The following is an 18,202-nucleotide window of genomic DNA, read 5'->3' on the forward strand; positions in this document are numbered from 1 at the left end:
CAAGAAGGAAGGAACCCCGGTGAACGACGAGCTCTCCGCGAGCCACAAGTCCATCCCGTCCGAGTTGTGGGGCACGCGCGCGGCCGATGCCGCGGCAGCGGCCGTGCCACTGTCACACTTCCAGACCCCCGTGATGGTGCTTGACCGCTCGGCCCTCGACCACAACACGCGCACGATGCTCGACTGGGTCGGCGCGCACGGCCTGGAGATTGCACCGCACGGCAAGACGACAATGGCGCCGGCACTGTGGAAGGACCTCTTGGATGCCGGGGCCGTCGCCCTCACCCTCGCCACCGGCTGGCAGGTGCAGGCCGCCCGCAGCGTCGGGGTGCACAAGATCGTGCTCGCGAACGAACTCGTCGATCCGGTCGCCGCCGCCTGGGTCGCCGCCGAGCTCGACGCCGACCCCTCCTTCGAATTCTGCTGCTGGGTCGACAGCCCTCAGTCGCTCGCCGCACTCGGCGCGACCACCGGGCACCGCCCCATCGACGTGCTCGTCGAACTCGGCGGTGCACACGGACGCACAGGGGCACGAGACATCCCGACCGCGCTCGCCGTGGCTAGGGCGGTTGCCGAGAACCCGCGACTGCGGCTCGTCGGCGTCAGCGGGTACGAGGGCGCTTTCGGCGGGTCTCGGGATGCCGCGGCATCCGCCGCCGTCGCCGGCTACCTCGCCGAGTTGGTGCGGCTCTTCGAGACAGTGTCGGCGGCTGGACTGTTCGCGGTTGAGCTGCCCGTCATCACCGCGGGCGGAAGCGCGTGGTTCGACCTCGTCGCGCAGGCGTTCGCACCGTTGTCCGGACGGGTTCGCCTGCTCATCCGGTCGGGAGCCTTCCAGGTGCACGACCACGGGCACTATCAGCGCGTCTCGCCGCTCGGCGACGCGGCGCCCGCGGCATCCGTTGCGTCCGTTGCGCAGGAGTCCCCGCACCTGCGCGCAGCCGCGACGGTGCACTCGCGGGTACTGTCGCGCCCCGAACCGGACCTCGTCATCCTCGACGCCGGCCGCCGCGACGTCGCCTACGACCTCGACCTCCCCGTGGTGGTCGATCGCAGCGGCGCGCTCGTTGCGAATGTCGAGGTCACCGCCGTCAATGACCAGCACGCGTTCGTCCGGATCCCGCGAGACTCGACGCTCGCAGTCGGCGACATCCTCCGCCTCGGCATCTCCCACCCGTGCACGGTCTTCGACAAGTGGCGCGCGATCCCGGTCGTCGCCGACGCGTCCGCCGCCGACCCGGTCGTGACCGAGATCGTCGAAACCTACTTCTGATGTGGATCCTCGGCGCCGACGTGATCGACGGACTCGGTGGCCCGCGCTACCGCGCCGACGTTCAGGTCGAGGACGACCGAATCGTCCGCATCGACCGGGATGACACCGTTCGCCGAGAGCCGCAGCCCGGCGACTTCCACGCCCCCAGCCGGATCGTGAGCCCGGGCTTCATCGACATGCACGCGCACGCCGACCTCGCCGTGCTGCGCGACGATGACCACCGGGCGAAGCTCGCCCAAGGCGTGACGACGCAGGTGATCGGTCAGGACGGCATCGGCTACGCGCCCGTCGACGACGCGATACTGCCGGACATCCGCCGCCAGATCGGCGCGTGGAACGGCGACCTGCCCGACGAGCGATTCACCTGGCACGCCATGCCGGAGTACCTCGCGGTACTCGATGAAGGTGTGCCGACCAACGTCGCGGTGCTCGTGCCGCAGGGCAACCTGCGCTGGCTGACGGTCGGGGCTGCTGCGCGGCAAGCGTCGGCATCCGAGCTTGACCGGATGCGCGGCATCCTCGCCGACGGCCTCGACGCCGGCGCCGTCGGGATGTCGTCGGGCCTCACCTACCCGCCCGGGATGTACGCCGACACCGACGAGCTCGTGGCGCTCACCGCAGTCGTCGCCCAGCGCGGTGGCTATTGGGCACCACACACGCGCGGCTACGGCGGTGGCGCACTCACCGCATACGCAGAGGCAATCGAGATCGCGAAACGCTCGGGCTGCGCGCTGCACCTCACGCACGCGACGATGAACTTCGCGCCGAATCGCGGGCGTGCCTCGGAGCTGCTGGCGCTGGTCGATGCTGCACTCGCGGACGGAGTCGATGTCACGCTCGACAGCTATCCCTACCTCGCCGGCGCGACCACCCTTGCGGCACTGTTGCCGAGCTGGGCGGCGTCGGGCGGACCGTCATCGACGCTCGAACGGTTGGATGATGCGGATGCCCGCGAGCGGATCCGCCACGACCTCGAGGTGCTCGGTTCGGATGGCGCCCACGGCGAGATCGTCGACTGGGATCTCATACAGATCTCGGGCGTCTCGCAAGACCACCTCGCGTGGAGCGTCGGCCTCAGCGTCGCGCAAATCGGGGCGCAGTCGGGTGTGGATGCCACAACCGCCGCCCTCGACCTCATGCGCGACGACGCGCTCACAACCGGCATTCTGATGCATGTCGGCGACGAGCAGAACGTGCGCGAGATCATGCGGCATCCGGTGCACTGCGCAGGCAGCGACGGCATCACGATCGGCGAGCGGCCGCACCCACGGGCGTGGGGTGCGTTCGCGCGCTTCCTTGGTCATTACGCGAGGGATGCCGCGGGGCTGAGTCTCGAGACGATGGTGCAGCACCTCACCGCGACCCCTGCCCGCCGCCTCGGTCTCGCCGATCGCGGTGTGCTGCGCGAGGGAGCCGTCGCCGATCTCGTGGTGTTCGACCCGAAGACGATCCGGGACACCGCCACCTACGAGTCCCCGCGCTCAGAACCGGTCGGCGTGGACCATGTCCTGATCGCGGGCACCCCCGTGATGGCCCGGGGTGCCCGCCTTCCCGGTCTGGCCGGCCGCGTGCTCCGCCGCTAGCGCGTCTCGTCGAGGAAGTCGGTGATCGCCTCGGCCATCGCTCCTGAGTGGGTGAAGTGCAGGTAGTGGTCGCCGTCGAGCACGACGATCCTCTGGTGCGGGACGTTCTGCAGCAGGTCGATGTTCCGCTGATGCAGTTCGTCATTCCAGGTCATCTTGTCGCTGGCGAGGAAGTTGAGCACGGGTAGATCCCTCGGGTAACGCATTTCGTAGATGGTGTGGCCGTTCTGCCCCATCCGATTCGTCTCATCGGCGACGGTGTTATTGCCGTAGTTCCAGTTCACGAGCCCGCGAAACTGCTCGCGTTGAGTTGGCGTGTACAGCTCCGGGTCCAGGTCAGAGAGCGCAGGTGCGATTGCGGTGACCCACCGCACCAGCCCTGTCGTCTGCAGGAGCTTCTCGAAGTTGATCCCGCTCGACACCTCGCCTGCGCCCGCCTCTGCGGCATCGGCGGTCGGCACCGTTGCATCGATCCCGATGACCGCCGAAACCTCGTCTGGGTACTGGTTCGCGTAGTAGAGCGTGTAGTACCCGGCAATGGAGTGGCCGGCCAGCACGTATGGACCGGCGAGGTCGAGTTGAGCCAACGTGTCGTGCAGTTCGGTGGTGATATTTTCAACCGTTCGTGGCCGATTGGTTTGGTCGCTGTGCCCGTAGCCGAAGCCTTCAACGACGATGACGCTGTAGCGGTCCTCAAGTTCGCGGATGAGGGGCGCGAACTCAATCGCCGGAGCCGCCGAGCCCAACCCGCTGAGCAGCACGATGGTCTCATCGCCGCTGCCGGCACGGTAGACGTTGATCTTGCCACCGTCGATCTGAATCTTCTCCCCGTACGGCACGACCGCGGCGCGTTCCGCCTGTTCGATGAGCAGGTTGGCCGCAGTGGACGCACCGACCAGGGCGGTGATGATGACGACGGCAGCGATCAGATTGCGGCGCCACCGGCGTCGACTCCGAGGTGGAGTGGGTGGATCCTCTCGCGACGGGGCTTCCTCGATCAAGGTCGGGTTGTGCGACATGGGATGCTCTCTGCTCATACTTCGACAGTAGAAAGAGCGTGCACGGCGCGGATCGGCCGAAGTAGTGCACCTCACGCTGGGAACGCGTACGCCCTTTGGCGTACTGCCTACGCTTTTCGCCGATCTCATCCTTCGCAGATGATGAGCACGCTCTTGCCGCGGCGGAAACTGAGCGAACGGATGAATCCTGAGGCGACGACGCTCGACTGAGTGGAGCCAGTGATGAGTGATGCTGAGGAGCTACAACGGATGAGAGCCCGTGTGGCCGAACTCGAGGCCGAGCGGGTCCACGCGGCGGGCACCGCGAATTCCCGCGGGAGGCATCGTTGGCGGTCCATCGCTTCGGCGATCCTACTCACCCTGTCGTGTGTACTCGCACCGGTAACGATCGCGGCGGTGTGGGCAAGCACCCAGGTGTCCGATACCGACCGCTACGTCGAAACCGTGAGCCCGCTGATCGATGAGCCGTCAGTGCAGGCGGACCTGACCGATGCGGTCACCGAGGTGATCTTCACCCACGTGGATCTGGAGGCGGTTACCGACGAGGCGCTAGGCGCAGTGTCCGACCTCGGTCTCGCACCGCGGGCCCAAGCTGCCCTCCAAGCCCTGCAGCAGCCGTTGATCTCGGGCATTGAGGACTTTGTTCACACGCGCGTTGCGGGTTTGATCAGCAGCCAGCAGTTCGCCACCGTCTGGGATCAGGCCAACGAGATTGCACACACGCAATTGCTGAACCTTCTTGAGGGCACTCAGGGCGGGGCGATCAGCGCCCAGAGTGACACGATCACGGTGAACCTCGGACCGATCGTCGCGCAGGTGAAGGAACGCCTGATCGCGGACGGCTTCGACTTGGCGTCGAACATTCCCGAAGTGGATGTCTCGTACGAGCTGGTGGAATCGGATGCCGTCACCCAAGCCCAGACCGCCTACCGGCTACTCACCGCGCTCAGTATCTGGCTTCCGATCATCACCTTGATCCTGTTCGTTGCGGGCGTGCTGCTGGCACGGTACCGCAGCCGCGCAGTCATGTTCGGAGCGCTCGGCATCCTGGCCTCGATGCTTGCGCTGGGAATCGCTCTCGCCGTTGCCCGCATCGTCTACCTTCAGGCCCTGCCCGGCACAGTACTGTCCAGTGAGTCGGCGGGGATGGTCTATGACACCCTGGTGCGCTTCCTTCGCGACGGGCTCCGCCTAGTCGCGGTCCTCGCGTTGGTGGTGGCAATCGCGGCGTACTTCTCGGGATCCTCACCCTCCGCTGTTCGCGCTCGCGCGGCCGCGTCGAGGGGAATCGCCCGCCTGCGCGGTCGTGCGGAGGGAGCCGGCATGCGTACCGGCGGCTTCGGGGTCTGGGTTTACAAGTACAAGCGACTGCTCTGGGTAGCGACTGTAATCATCGGGGGCCTCGTGCTGGTGTTCTGGTCGCGGCCGACCATCGCCGTGGTGATCACGACGACCATCGTCGTGATCGTCGTCATCGCGCTCATCGAGTTCCTCGCGCGTCCTCCGAGCGTTCCGCTGGTCGAGCCCGCCGAAGACGAACGTCTGCTTCAGCAGCGGTGACAAAGAAATCCGCTGGTCGAGGAATCGACCAGCGGACTGTCGGACTCATGCGCCCAGGATCTTCGCCTTCTGCGTGGCGAACTCTTCCTCGGTCAGAACGCCCTGTGCTTTGAGCTCCCCCAAGGTCTTCAGCTGCTCCAGCGGATCAGCTGACTCAGGCGCGGGCGCCGTTTGATAGACCGGCTGTTCTTCGTAACTGCCGGCCTGCTGAGCATCCTGGGCATTCCAGCGTTGTTGCTGCCGGCGCTGCACCCGACCGCTCACCGCCGATGCGGTGCCGGCGACCACCGCCGTGCGCGCTACTCCTCGAAGCAGTCCCATGTCGCTCTCCTCCTCAGACCGTCGACTCGGACTCGATGGCATCCAGCAAGGTCATGATGTCCTGCGCGGGAATGCGGGCACTCGCGATCATCTCGCCGCCGACCTCGCGCGCTGCGGCGACGAATGGGATCGCCCACAGGTTCTCGTACACAATGAGCGCGGCTGCAGTGTTCGGGTTCATGGCGGCGGCCGCTTCCTCAATGTCTTCGTCGCTGAGCATCCCCGACCGGACCGCGGCGAGCTGTGCGAATCCTTCCAGTCCTTCGCTGGAGTCTTCTTCCCACTCCATTCCGGCCACCGAGCCGTCAGCGTCTTTCGCGATGATCATGAGGTCGTAGACCCAGATCACCTTTCGCTGAATCAGGTCGAGCAGAGCCGCCGCGGTCTTACCGGTGCGCTTCTGGTCAAGTGGAAACTCGATCAACACAAAGTCGATCGGGCCGTGCACATCCGTTGATTGCATGAAACATCACCCTCACAAATTCCTGGCTCGGCGAGACTCGACAAGTGTCGATTCCCCCTGCCCGCGCTGCATCACCCCGGGCGGATGATTCGCGCGCGTGCAGGGGATGTGCGATCAAGCGCTGCCGCGCGTGAGATCGCGGGGGTGGGCGAGCACCGCCCACACGATGAGAACGTCGAAGGCGATGATGATGGTCGCCCACAACGGGTAGTACGGCAGCCACATGAAGTTTGCGATCGCGCTGAGCACCGCGAGCACCACAGCCACGATCCGCGCCCAGAGCGCACCACGGAACACCGCAGCCCCGGCAAACACCAGGAGAACGCCTCCGAGTAAGTGGATCCAGCCCCACGAGGTGAGGTCGAACTGGAACGTGTACTCCTCGCCTCTGACATAGAACTCATCGTTGAGCAATGCCACGAGGCCCTGGGTGACCTGGAAGGCGCCGGCCATGATCATGATGATCCCGGCGACAAGAATCGTACCCGCCGCCCCGGTGCTGTAATCCTGATCGGCGAATCGCCCGGTATCGGTAGTCCGCCCCGCTGAACCGGTTGTCATGGTGGTCTCCCTCGTTGCGGTGAGCCGTTGGCGACTGCGTTGTGTCACCGTTCACTCGGCTCTCCCTCAGGAAATGCCTACTCTGGGCCGTTCGTGACTTCCTCATCCTCGCGGGGTGATCCTCATCCGCCGGCACGTGCGTATTTTGGGGCGAGCGGCAGCAGCACATCACGCACGGATGGGACGCGAACATGACCGAGCAGACGGCCAAGACTCAGGCGCGGGGTGTGCTACTTCCGCTCGCGCTCGCGCAATTCATCTGCAGCTTCGCCGGCTCGAACATGAACGTGATGATCAACGACATGAGCGAGGACCTGGACACAACTGTGCAGGGCATTCAGGTCGCGATCACGATCTTCCTGCTGGTCATGGCCGCGCTGATGATCCCCGGCGGAAAGCTCACCGACAAGTACGGCCGCAAGCGGCTGTTTCTTCTTGGATTGATGATCTATGGCGTCGGCGCGCTGATCAGCGCGGTGGCGCCCGGGCTTCCCATTCTCATTCTCGGGAACTCCATCCTCGAGGGCATCGGTACCGCGCTGCTCATCCCGCCGGTCTACATCCTCACCACCATGCTGTTCCACGATCTGGGTTCCCGAGCCAAGGCGTTCGGAGCGATCAGCGCCGCGGGAGGCATCGGCTCCGCGGCGGGTCCGCTGATCGGTGGCCTGATCACCTCAGCGATCAGCTGGCGCGCGGCGTTCGTCTTCCAGGCGCTCATCATCGTGGCGATCGTGCTGCTCAGCCGCAACATCAAGGATCCGCTCCCGCCGGATCCGACTCGGGAGTTCGACGTGCTGGGCGCGGTTCTCTCGGCCGGGGGTCTCATCCTGATCGTGCTGGGAATCCTCGCCACCGACAACAGCCTCGTACTGATGCTTGTCCTGGTCGCGTCCGGCGCACTCGTGCTGGTCGGGTTCTTCCTGTCGGTGCGGGCCAAGGAACGGGCGGGCAAGGAACCGCTCCTGTCGACGAGCCTGTTCCGCAACAAGACGTCCAACCTTGGGCTGATCACCCAGAACGCGCAGTGGCTGATGCTCCTGGGGTTCTCGTTTGTAGTCGCGAGCTTCCTACAGGTGGTGCGCGGCTACAACGCCATCGAAACCGGGGTGATCTTCACCGCCGCGACTATCGGCCTGCTGGCCTCTTCGCTGGCGGCCGGACCGCTGTCGAAACGGTTCGCGCAAAAGACCCTCATTGTGGCCGGCTTCGTGATGACCACCGCCGGGATGCTACTGGGCCTCTGGCTCGTGCCGGGAACGGAGACCGGCTGGGCCTTCGCACCGGGACTGCTGCTCACCGGACTCGGCGTGGGTCTGATGCTCACCCCATCGGTGAACGTTGTGCAATCCAGTTTCTCCGAGTCCAAGCAGGGGGAGATCTCCGGCCTTTCCCGCAGCGTGTCCAACCTCGGGTCGTCGCTCGGCACGGCGATCGCCGGCACCGTCCTGGTTGCCGGGATCGCGTCGACCCCCGGGCGAAACTATGCACTGTCGGTGATCGTGCTCGCGGTGGTGGGCCTGGTCGGTCTGGCGGCGGCCCTGTTCATCCCGCGCAAGATTCCCGCACCGGTCGAGGAACCGGCCGCCTGAGTTCGGTCAGCGGCGCGCCGCCCGGCGGGTCAGCCGCTCATCCAGCGTGACGGCCGCGTTGATCAGGGCCAGGTGGGTGAACGCCTGCGGGAAGTTGCCGATCTGCTCACCGGTCAGCGCGATCTCTTCGGAGTACAGCCCCAGATGATTGGCGTAGGTCAGCATCTTCTCGAAGGTGACCCGCGCCTTATCGAGGTGGCCGGCCCCTGCCAACGCCTCCACATAGGTGAACGTGCACAGCGAGAAGGTGCCCTCGGAACCGCGCAGACCGTCCGGTGAGGCTTCAGGGTCGTACCGGTAGACGAGGCTGTCGGTGACCAGTTCGCCATCCATCGCTTCCAGCGTGGACTGCCACATTGGATCGGTCGGGCTGATGAACCCGAGCGCCGCCATGCGCAAGAGCGAGGCATCCAGAACATTCGTCTGGTAGTGCTGCACGAAGGCCTGACGCTCCTCGTTCCAGCCCTTCTCCATGATCTGCTGGAAGACCGCGTCCCTGGCCGCCATCCATTGGTCAGCGGATGCCGGGCGCCCATGCTTGGCGGCGAGGCGGATGCCGCGGTCGAAGGCGACCCAGCACATCAGCCGGCCGTAGGTGAAGTCCTGCCGTCCGCCGCGGGTTTCCCAGATGCCCTCCTCGGGCTGGTCCCAGTTGTCGACGAGCCAATCGAGCACGGCGCACACCTTGACCCAGCCGACATAGTTCATCTGGAAGCCGCGTGCGTCAGCGGAGTACAGGCTGTCCATCATCTCGCCGTAAATGTCGAGCTGCAGTTGATCGGCGGCGCCGTTGCCGACCCGAACAGGGAACGACTTTCGGTACCCCTCCCAGTGCTCCAGGCTCTCCTCGCTGAGATCGCTGGATCCGTCGATGCGGTACATGATGTTCAGCGGGGTTCCGCCGTCCGGGTGCGTGTCGATGACTCGTTCACGCATCCAGGCGCCGAAGGCCACCGCTTCCTCGATGAAGCCCAGTCTGAGCAGGGCGTACACCGAGAACGACGCATCCCGGACCCAGGTGAAGCGGTAGTCCCAGTTGCGTTCGCCACCGACTTGCTCTGGTAACGCGGCAGTGGGGGCGGCGACCAGTCCTCCGCTCGGTGCGTAGGTCATCAGCTTGAGGGTGATTGCCGAACGGTTCACCATCTCCCGCCAGCGACCGGTGTAGGTGCACTGCTCGAGCCAGGTCGTCCAGAACTTCACAGTGCCGTTGAAGAGACCCCACACTTCGCCGACGCTGGTCCGTCGCGCCTCGGTCCCGCCGACGTCGAGGATCATGCCGCGCATCTCCCCCATGTTCAGGGTCACTTCGGCGTGCACGTCCCCGGCCTCGTCGGCCGCGCCGCGGCCCAGCTGTTCGTCCTCGGGCTCCCGAACGAGGCTGACCGCCATCGTGGTGCGCGCGCCCCTAAAGACCGCGCCGCCCTCGGTGATCTGCGTCTCGTGCGGCTCGCGTCCGTAGTCGAAGCGCGGGGCGATGTCGATCTCGAAGGACATTTGGCCTCGGATGCACCGCAGCATCCGCACGATCCGGTGATGCTCGGTGGGCACCCGCGCACTCGTCACCGGCATGAAATCAACCACCTCGCCGACGCCGGATTCGGTCAGGTATCGGGTGACCAGCACCGCGGTATCGGGAAAGTAGAGCTGCTTCGTGGTGAAGGCGTCCGCGGTCGGCCGGACGCGGCAGAACCCGCCCTTCTCCCGATCGAGGAGCGCCCCGAACACACTCGGCGAATCGAATCGTGGAGCGCAAAACCAGTCGATCGACCCATCTGTCGACACGAGAGCTGAGGTCTGGAGGTCTCCGATCAGCCCGTGGTCTTCGATGAGCGGGTATCCGTCTTTCATGACGCGCCTCCTCAGCTACTCCCCGATTGTTGGGCGAGCCTTCGCGAGGCGTCATCATCCTGACCGGATGAACCTGCACGCGCGGGCCAGACCCTCGACGGGGGCCGTCTTAAAGTCGTCCCATGACGCTCAGTCGCTGGCAGCAACTGATCGAGTGGCCCATGGTCGCGGCTGCCGTGGTCTTCACGGCCCTGTACGCCTGGGTCGTGATCGCGAATCTGCAGCCTCCCGCCGATGCCATTCCGCGATTGATCCTCGCCATAATCTGGCTGATCTTCGCCGCGGAGTACATCGTGTGCATCGTGCTGGCCCGGCCCCGAGGTGAATGGTTTCGGACGCATCTGATGAATCTGGCCGCTGTCCTCGTGCCGATCCTGCGGCCGCTACTGCTGCTGCGGTTACTGCGGCTGATTCCATCACTTCGCCCGGAAGTCGGGAGTGCCGTCCGGAGCCGGTTCGCGATCTATGCGGTGGCGACCTCGATCCTGCTGATGTTCATGGGAGCGCTGGCGGTGCTCGACGCCGAGCAGAACGCGCCCACGGCCAATATCACCGGTTTTGGGGATGCCGCGTGGTGGGTCGCGGTCACGGTCGCCTCAGTCGGGTACGGCGACTACTACCCGGTCACCGCCTCGGGCCGATGGGTGGCGGTGGGACTGATGCTCGGTGGCTTGGCACTGCTCGGCACCGTGGCCGCGACGCTTTCGTCGTGGTTGATCGACCGGGTGCGCAGCAGGCACGGCGGGACGGACCAATGACAGAGACTAAGCGCGCGACGGGCGGACTTCGGCCGCTCGCCCGGCTACCAACCGCCGCGGGTCGGCGTGTGCCCCTCACGCGCGTCCTCGGGCATCGGCATCTCGGCGCGCAACCCGAGCAGTCGGATCGGCCGGTCGATCTCCCGCTTGTTTGCGAGTTCCAGGGCGCGGGCCAGCACGATCTCGCGGTCGAACACCGGCGGGATCTTCTTCGCGAAGGTCTTGGTGACGAATGGCGCGTACCGCACCTTGAGCGTCAGCCCGATGACCGGGCGGCCCTCGGCCTCCACGTCTTCGAGCACCCGGGCGACCAGTTCCCGCACCGCGTCCTCGACCTCCGCCGGCTCGGTGAGATCCCGCTGGAACGTAATCTCCCGGCTGTGGCCGCGGGCAACCCATGGGGTGTCGTCGACGACCCGGGCACCGTCGCCCCGGCCGAGCTGGGCGAACCACGGTCCCATTCGCGGGCCGAACTCGGCCGCCAGGACGTCCGGCTCGGCGTAGGCAAGTTCGGTGACGGTGGTGATGCCGCGGTCTGCGAGACGACGCGAGATCTTTGGGCCCACTCCCCACAGGTCGATGGTCGGCCGGTCCCCCATCACCTGGAACCAGTTCTCGGCCGTGAGCCGGAAGACCCCGCGAGGCTTTCCGAATCCGGTGGCAACTTTCGCCCGGATGAGCGTGTCCCCGATGCCGACGCTGCAGTGCAACCGGGTCCGGTCGAGTACGGCGTGCTGCAATTGCCGGGCATACACTTCCGGATCCTCGGTCTCGATGCCGACGAACGCCTCGTCCCAGCCGAGCACCTGCACGGTGGCTCCCGGTTGGGCGCGGAGTGTGGCCATCACCGCTTCGGATGCCGCAAGGTAGGTCTCCGCGTCGACGGGCAGGATCACGGCATCCGGAGCCTTGCGGGCGGCGATCCGCAACGGCATCCCGGACCCGACGCCGAACTCGCGTGCCTCATACGACGCTGTCGAGACCACCGCTCGCTCGGTGGGGTCGCCGCGTCCGCCGATGATCAACGGTTTGCCCGCGAGCTCGGGATGTCGCAGCACTTCGACGGCCGCGATGAACTGGTCGAGGTCAACGTGCAGCACCCACGGCGTTGGGAGGCTACTCACACGAACAGTTTGCTGCCGGCCTCAGCGATTGCCCAGCGCCGCGACCGCAGACGGCTTGAAGCCCTTGACCACGAGCCAGACGCCCAGTGAGAACTCCCACGCCGCGAGCAACGCCGCGCCGATTCCTCCTAGCGGGTTCAGCGGCGTCCAGAGGCCGAACAATGAACCGGCGACGGATGCCACGAGCAGCGGTGCTCCGATGAATCCCAGCACGGGGAGCACTCGAGGCACCAACCGGGATTTGTACATCAGGGTTCCCAGGAGCAGGGCGTTCACCGCCGGCAGGAAACCCTGTCCGAGCAGCGTCGTCCAGGTGTGCAGAGCCAGCAGCGCCTGTCCGGTGACCAGCGCTTCTTCGCCCCAGCCCGCCTGCCGTACAGTCACAATCGCCATCAGGCTGACAACGCCCGCGAAGATCGCGGCGGCCTCCAGGACTCGGACGCCGACGAGACCCAGCGCGAGCCCTTCGTTCTGCCGCTTGACCACCCGGTACAGCGCGACGCCGGTACCGATGCAGGCGAGAGCAACGATGACCTCCAGAATGCCACCGAGGATGATCGGGGTATCGGGTCCCGCTCCTGCAATGAAGGTCGGGTCGTTCCGCACTTGCTCATAGAGGGCCAGGGTCGGGATGGATACGAACGTGATCAGGTAGAGCACGCCCGCGACAATCGCGGTCTTTCGTAGCGGATCCATCCGTCCACGACTCGTTGTCAGTGGTTTCGTCGTCGTACTCATGGCGCTCTCCTTCGTGGATTGTTTCCCGAACGTGCTCGGGACTAATCGGAAGGTAGGAGCAGACGTGATGAGCGCACATCACCACATGAGGTGATTGAGGTGGTGATCCTTCACAAGACGAAGTGGGCGGATGCCGTAGCATCCGCCCAACTGTCTTGCGAATAGGATGCCCAGCCTGCTGAATGCAGCTGGCTGGGCATCCTGGTGGGCGAGCGGGTGTCAGTTCTCGAAGTCGGTGATCACGACGCGGATGACGGAGCTGTCCTTGAGTAGCTCGTACCCCTGCTGGACCTCGCTGAGCGGGATCTGCACGGAAACCAGCTCGTCAAGCTTGAAACGTCCGTCCATGTAGAGACGGGAGTACATGGGGATGTCACGCTTGATCGTCGACGCGCCCATGTTCACACCCGAAATCGACTTGGAGAAGTTCTCCGCCTCGACGACCGGCAACGTCACGGCGCCGTCCGGGGACGCCCCAATCAGGTACAGGCCGCCACCGCTTCCGACCATAGCCAGCGAGTCCTGCAGGACAGCGGAGTGCCCGACGTAGTCGAAGACGTGCTGAGCGCCACCACCCGTGATCTCCTGGACCGCTTCGACGGCGTTGGTGTTCCGGGAGTTGATGACGTGGGTTGCGCCGAACGACTTGGCGACCTCGAGCTTGGAGTCTTCGACATCCACCGCGATGATCGGGTTCGCGCCGGCGACCACTGCCCCACTGACACCGTTCAGTCCGACGCCGCCAGTGCCGACGACGACAACAGACTCGCCCTGACGGACGTTCGCACGGTTGAGGACTGCCCCGGCACCGGTGATCACGCCGCAACCGAGGAGGGCAGCTTGAGCCCACGGCATGTCCTTGGGGAGTTTGACCAGCTGGTTCTGGTGCACAAGCATCTGCTGGGCGAACCCGCCGAGCGCGAATCCCTGGAACAGCGGCTCGCCGCCCCGGGAGAGGCGCGGGCGCTGCCCTTCGCGGCGCGTGGTGGCCGCCGGGTTCTGGCAGATGTAGGAGCGCTCGGTCAGGCAGTGCACGCAGGACCCACAGGACTGGATTAGGGATCCAACAACGTGGTCCCCAACTTGAAAGTCGGTGACGTCAGGGCCCGTGGCGATAACCTCGCCGGCGGGTTCGTGCCCCAGAAGAGCAGGCAGCGGGTAGAGGCCTCCGAACGCGTGCTCCTGGATGGAGAGGTCCGAACGGCACAGGCCGCTGGCTTTGACCTGGATCAGCACCTCCGCTCCGATCGGTTCGTCGATGTCGATGTCCTCGAGAACGAACCCCATACCGGTCCCGTTGGTAACTGAAGCCTTCACAGTCGCATTCCTTTCCACCCTTCGTCGTCGGAAGGGAAGCTGCTTTTGATTTATCCAACAGGTGTTGGATAACCGAACTAGATAAAGCATACGCAAGCATGCATCAGAGACCGCTGTGCGCAGCCGGAACGTTCCTCCAAGCCGTTCGTCGACACCACCCTGACTAGAGCGGCCCCTACAAGGCGGAGAACCAAACAGCTGTCGTCGTCGCTGGCTGTCGTTTGACTACTCGACGAGCTTGCCGACCACTGACACCTCCTGGATCAGGTCGGCGATCTCCGCCGGGATCGGCGGAATCTGCTCACGCACGACACCGGTCTCGGGCGACCAGACGAGGTTCACCTGCAGCTCGGGGTCGATCTCCGGATAATCGCTGCGGTTGTGGGCTCCACGGGTCTCCCGCCGCTCGCGAGCCGCCTCAAGGGTGGCTCGAGCCGCGAGCGCAGCCGACTTCAGATCGAACGCGTGAGCCAGATCCTGGTAGCCCGCGACATCCGGGTGCACCCCGATGTCGGACATGCGAGCCTCGATCTTGTCGAGCTCGGCGAGGCCCTGAGTGAGGCCCTCCTCGTCGCGCACGACGCCGGCGAACTCGGTCATGGTGTCACGGATGGCCCGCTGAAGGGCTCGCACATTCTCTTCGCCGGATGCCGCCAGCAGGGCTTCGATCTCACCGCGCGCTTCGGCGACGGCCTCGGCGGAGCGCACCTGGGCTGGCAGCGCAGTCGAGTAGGCGGCGGCCGCCTGTCCGACGATGCGACCGAAGACAAGCAGCTCGATGAGCGAGTTGCCGCCCAGACGGTTGGCGCCATGCAGGCCGCTGGACGCCTCGCCGATCGCGTACAGTCCGTCGACCTCGGTGCTGTGGTCCTCGGACCGGACCCACACGCCGCCCATCGAGTAGTGCGCGGTGGGCGCGATCTCGATCGGCTGCTTCGTGATGTCGAGCATCTGCAGCTCGAGCATGGTCTGGTAGACGCGGGGCAGGCGGGTCATGATCGTCTCGCGCGGCAAGTGGGAGACGTCGAGCCACACACCGCCGTTGGGGGTGCCGCGGCCCTCCCTGATTTCGGTGTAGCAGGCCAGCGCCACCCGGTCGCGGGTGGAGAGCTCCAGGCGCTCGGGGTCGTAGTTGTGCATGAAGCGCTCGCCCAGGCCGTTGCGCAAGATGCCGCCCTCGCCGCGTGCCGCCTCACTGATCAGCGTGCCGGCCGCGTTCTCGGGTTCGATGATGCCCGAGGGATGGAACTGCACGAGCTCGGGATCCCGCAGTCGGGCTCCGGCCTCGACGGCCAGGCGGAACGAGTCACCGGTGTTCTCGTCGCGACGTGAGGAGGTGCGCCGCCAGATCCGGTTGTGGCCGCCGGCGGCGAGGATCACCGCATCGGCATGGATGAGGTACCGGGTGCCGTCATTCAGGTCGAAGCCGTAGGCGCCGAAGACGACGTTGTCGTTCACGAGGATGCGCGTGATGTAAACGCTGTCGAGGATCGGGATGTCGAGTTGGGTCGCCCGATTCACGAGCGTGCGCTGGATCTCGAGTCCTGTGTAGTCGCCCGCGAATGCCGTGCGGCGGTACTTGTGGGCACCGAAGAAGCGCAGCGAGATCCGGCCGTCGTCCTCGCGTGCGAACGGCATCCCGTAACGCTCGAGGTCCTCGATGCCTCGGCGGGCACCCTCGGTGACGATCTGAACCGTGTGCGGGTTGGCGAGGTAGTAGCTCTCCTTGATCGTGTCGGCGGCGTGCTGCTGCCAGCTGTCATCGGCGTCCATCGTGCCCAGCGCGGCGTTGATGCCGCCGGCCGCGAGGGAGGTGTGCGCGTCGTTCTTGGGACGTTTGCCGACCGCGACTACGTCGACTCCCGCTTCGGAGAGTTCGATCGCGGCACGGAGGCCCGACCCACCGGTGCCGATCACGAGGACTGACGTAGAGATCTGGCGTTCTGGAGCGCTCATATCTCAACGCTAGGCACTCGCTTTGGATTACTCCAATGCATAATGCTGGTCGCCACGATGCGGATACAGTATCGATGTGAACCTCGAGCAACTGCGTAGCTTTGTGGAGGTGGCTCGGCTGGGGAACTTCACCCGCGCCGCCGAGCAGCTGCACCTCGCGCAGCCGTCCCTGAGCCGCCAGATCTCCTCACTCGAGCAGGACCTCGGCGCCGAGCTGTTCCATCGCGCGCGTGGTGGCAGCTCGCTCACCGTCGCAGGCGAATCACTGCTGCCCTTGGCCAGGCGGATGCTCGCCGACGCCGAGTCCGTCCGCCGCGAGTTGGCCGAGCTCGCTGGCCTGAAGCGCGGCAGGGTGCGGCTGGGTGCCACGCCCACCCTGTGCATCAGTCTGGTGGCCGAGGTGCTCAGCGCGTTCCATGCGGCGCATCCCGCCATCGAGCTGCACCTCTCGGAGCAGGGATCGCGGCGGCTGCTCGACGAACTCGCCGGCGGCGAGCTGGACCTTGCCCTGATCACCACGTCGGATGCGACATCCGCCGAGCAATTCACGGTGACTCCGCTGCTCGTCGAGGAGCTCGTGGTGATTTCGTCAGCCAGCGCGCCCCCGGTGACCACGCGCGACACCATCGGATTCGAGGATGTCGCAGCCCTGCCACAAATCGTGTTCAGCTCGACCTACGACCTCCGCAGCACGACCGATGCCGCGTTCAACGCGGCGGGGCTCACGCCCGACGTGGTGCTCGAGGGAGCGGAGATGGATGCTGTGCTGCGGTTCGTGGAACGCGGCCTCGGGGTCGCGATCGTCCCCGCGATGGTGCTCATCGACCGCCCGGGATTGCGGTCGGTGCGCCTTGCGCGGCCGCCGCTCACCCGGACGATCAGCCTCGCCCGTCCCGCCGGCGCCACGTCGACCATCGCGGTCGAGGTCATGCAGCGCACGATCGCCACCACCGCGACCGCGTTCGCGGCCAGGGCGGGGGCGACCATGCGCCGCGCTGAGGAGGAGGGCTAGAAGTCCCAGTCCTCGTCTTCGGTGTTCTCGGCCTTGCCGATCACGTACGAGGAACCCGAGCCCGAGAAGAAGTCGTGGTTCTCGTCGGCGTTCGGCGAGAGCGAGGCGAGGATCGCCGGGTTCACGTCGGTCACCGTCTTCGGGAACATCGGCTCGTAGCCGAGGTTCATCAGCGCCTTGTTGGCGTTGTAGTGCAGGAACTTCTTGACGTCCTCGGTCAGGCCGACGCCGTCGTAGAGGTCCTGCGTGTACTGCACCTCGTTCTCATACAGTTCGTAGAGCAGGCTGAAGGTGTAGTCCTTCATCTCCTCACGCTTTTCTTCGGAGACCGTCTCCAGCGCACGCTGGTACTTGTAACCGATGTAGTACCCATGCACGGCCTCATCGCGGATGATCAGGCGGATCAGGTCAGCGGTGTTGGTGAGCTTGGCGCGCGAGGACCAGTACATCGGCAGGTAGAAGCCCGAGTAGAAAAGGAACGACTCGAGCAGCGTCGAGGCGACCTTCCGCTTCAGCGGGTCATCACCACGGTAGTAATCCATGATGATCTGCGCCTTCTTCTGCAGATTCTCGTTCTCAGTCGACCAGCGGAAGGCGTCGTCGATCTGCGGCGTCGAACTGAGCGTCGAGAAGATCGACGAGTAGCTCTTCGCATGCACCGACTCCATGAACGCGATGTTCGTGTAAACGGCTTCCTCGTGCGGCGTGATCGCATCCGGAATCAGGCTGATCGCACCGACGGTGCCCTGGATCGTGTCAAGCAGGGTAAGACCGGTGAACACGCGCATGGTCATCGTCTGCTCTTCGGGCGTCAGCGTCTCCCACGACTGCACGTCGTTCGACAGCGGCACCTTCTCAGGCAGCCAGAAGTTGTTCACCAGACGGTTCCAGACCTCGAGGTCCTTGTCGTCCTGGATTCGGTTCCAGTTGATGGCGTTGACGTGGCTGACCAGCTTGACCTTGCCCTGGTGGGCAGGGTCGTTCGCGGCCGAGTTGACCTTGTCGGTGAGAGTCATTTCGAAGTCCTTGTGGTTGCGGGGTTTGGTTTCGAGACGCTCGCTGGCGCTCGCTCCT

At 65.5% G+C, this 18,202-nt stretch carries 16 protein-coding genes; 6 read left to right on the plus strand and 10 right to left on the minus strand.

The annotated features are described in order from the left end of the window. The first annotated feature begins 19 nt into the window (after nucleotides 1–19). Together GO591_RS11550 and GO591_RS11555 are read left to right on the plus strand one after the other, a co-directional pair. Nucleotides 20–1,273 (plus strand): type III PLP-dependent enzyme domain-containing protein, encoded by a 1,254-nt coding sequence (locus GO591_RS11550; RefSeq protein WP_232466162.1) that lies wholly within the window; start codon nucleotides 20–22, stop codon nucleotides 1,271–1,273. Beyond that, a complete protein-coding gene (locus tag GO591_RS11555) occupies nucleotides 1,273–2,856 on the plus strand; it encodes an N-acyl-D-amino-acid deacylase family protein (protein ID WP_157156953.1) in 1,584 nt (527 codons plus the stop codon). The genes GO591_RS11550 and GO591_RS11555 overlap by 1 nt, the downstream gene beginning before the upstream one ends. Here the strand turns inward: GO591_RS11555 and GO591_RS11560 are convergent. Continuing rightward, a complete protein-coding gene (locus GO591_RS11560; RefSeq protein WP_157156954.1) occupies nucleotides 2,853–3,893 on the minus strand; it encodes an alpha/beta fold hydrolase in 1,041 nt (346 codons plus the stop codon). The genes GO591_RS11555 and GO591_RS11560 overlap by 4 nt on opposite strands. A gap of 231 nt (nucleotides 3,894–4,124) precedes the next feature. Here GO591_RS11560 and GO591_RS11565 point away from each other — a divergent pair, with 231 nt between their 5' ends. Beyond that, complete coding sequence (locus GO591_RS11565; RefSeq protein WP_157156955.1) at nucleotides 4,125–5,435, plus strand: hypothetical protein; 1,311 nt, start codon at nucleotides 4,125–4,127, stop codon at nucleotides 5,433–5,435. 45 nt (nucleotides 5,436–5,480) lie between these two features. Here GO591_RS11565 and GO591_RS11570 read toward each other — a convergent pair whose 3' ends face one another. The 3 genes from GO591_RS11570 to GO591_RS11580 all read right to left on the minus strand — a co-directional run bounded on the left by GO591_RS11570 (nucleotide 5,481) and on the right by GO591_RS11580 (nucleotide 6,780). Continuing rightward, entirely contained in the window at nucleotides 5,481–5,756 is a 276-nt protein-coding gene (locus GO591_RS11570; protein WP_157156956.1) for an SHOCT domain-containing protein, read from the minus strand. Nucleotides 5,757–5,769: 13 nt separating this feature from the next. Then, on the minus strand, nucleotides 5,770–6,219 hold the full coding sequence (locus tag GO591_RS11575; RefSeq protein ID WP_157156957.1) for a DUF6325 family protein: 450 nt from the start codon (nucleotides 6,217–6,219) through the stop codon (nucleotides 5,770–5,772). 114 nt (nucleotides 6,220–6,333) lie between these two features. Then, complete coding sequence (locus tag GO591_RS11580) at nucleotides 6,334–6,780, minus strand: DUF7144 family membrane protein (RefSeq protein ID WP_198295466.1); 447 nt, start codon at nucleotides 6,778–6,780, stop codon at nucleotides 6,334–6,336. Between the two features lie 191 nt (nucleotides 6,781–6,971). Between GO591_RS11580 and GO591_RS11585 the strand changes: the two genes are divergently transcribed. After that, nucleotides 6,972–8,372, plus strand: a complete 1,401-nt coding sequence (locus GO591_RS11585) for an MFS transporter (protein WP_157156958.1) — start codon at nucleotides 6,972–6,974, stop codon at nucleotides 8,370–8,372. Nucleotides 8,373–8,378: 6 nt separating this feature from the next. On the opposite strand, the gene GO591_RS11590 is transcribed toward GO591_RS11585, so the two are convergent. Beyond that, a complete protein-coding gene (locus GO591_RS11590) occupies nucleotides 8,379–10,223 on the minus strand; it encodes a glycoside hydrolase family 15 protein (RefSeq protein WP_157156959.1) in 1,845 nt (614 codons plus the stop codon). Nucleotides 10,224–10,345: 122 nt separating this feature from the next. Here GO591_RS11590 and GO591_RS11595 point away from each other — a divergent pair, with 122 nt between their 5' ends. Further along, nucleotides 10,346–10,981 carry a potassium channel family protein gene (locus GO591_RS11595; RefSeq protein ID WP_157156960.1) on the plus strand — a complete coding sequence of 212 codons (636 nt, stop codon included), beginning with the start codon at nucleotides 10,346–10,348 and terminating at the stop codon, nucleotides 10,979–10,981. Between the two features lie 44 nt (nucleotides 10,982–11,025). Here GO591_RS11595 and GO591_RS11600 read toward each other — a convergent pair whose 3' ends face one another. From GO591_RS11600 to GO591_RS11615, 4 genes are all read right to left on the minus strand, one after another. Then, the gene (locus GO591_RS11600; RefSeq protein WP_473964362.1) at nucleotides 11,026–12,105 is read right to left on the minus strand and encodes a DNA polymerase IV; all 1,080 of its coding nucleotides are present in this window, start codon (nucleotides 12,103–12,105) and stop codon (nucleotides 11,026–11,028) included. Nucleotides 12,106–12,126: 21 nt separating this feature from the next. After that, nucleotides 12,127–12,843 (minus strand): DUF4386 domain-containing protein, encoded by a 717-nt coding sequence (locus GO591_RS11605; protein WP_232466163.1) that lies wholly within the window; start codon nucleotides 12,841–12,843, stop codon nucleotides 12,127–12,129. Nucleotides 12,844–13,062: 219 nt separating this feature from the next. Then, a complete protein-coding gene (locus GO591_RS11610) occupies nucleotides 13,063–14,160 on the minus strand; it encodes a zinc-binding dehydrogenase (protein ID WP_157156961.1) in 1,098 nt (365 codons plus the stop codon). Nucleotides 14,161–14,385: 225 nt separating this feature from the next. Further along, entirely contained in the window at nucleotides 14,386–16,116 is a 1,731-nt protein-coding gene (locus GO591_RS11615; RefSeq protein ID WP_157156962.1) for an L-aspartate oxidase, read from the minus strand. A gap of 76 nt (nucleotides 16,117–16,192) precedes the next feature. Here GO591_RS11615 and GO591_RS11620 point away from each other — a divergent pair, with 76 nt between their 5' ends. Then, nucleotides 16,193–17,128, plus strand: coding sequence for a LysR family transcriptional regulator (locus tag GO591_RS11620; protein ID WP_157156963.1), 936 nt, complete (start codon nucleotides 16,193–16,195; stop codon nucleotides 17,126–17,128). Here GO591_RS11620 and nrdF read toward each other — a convergent pair. After that, on the minus strand, nucleotides 17,125–18,144 hold the full coding sequence (gene nrdF, locus GO591_RS11625) for a class 1b ribonucleoside-diphosphate reductase subunit beta (protein ID WP_157156964.1): 1,020 nt from the start codon (nucleotides 18,142–18,144) through the stop codon (nucleotides 17,125–17,127). The two genes, GO591_RS11620 and nrdF, sit on opposite strands and share 4 nt — an antisense overlap. Between the last annotated feature and the right edge of the window lie 58 nt (nucleotides 18,145–18,202).

Source organism: Diaminobutyricimonas sp. LJ205, from assembly GCF_009755725.1.
Taxonomy (GTDB): domain Bacteria; phylum Actinomycetota; class Actinomycetes; order Actinomycetales; family Microbacteriaceae; genus Ruicaihuangia.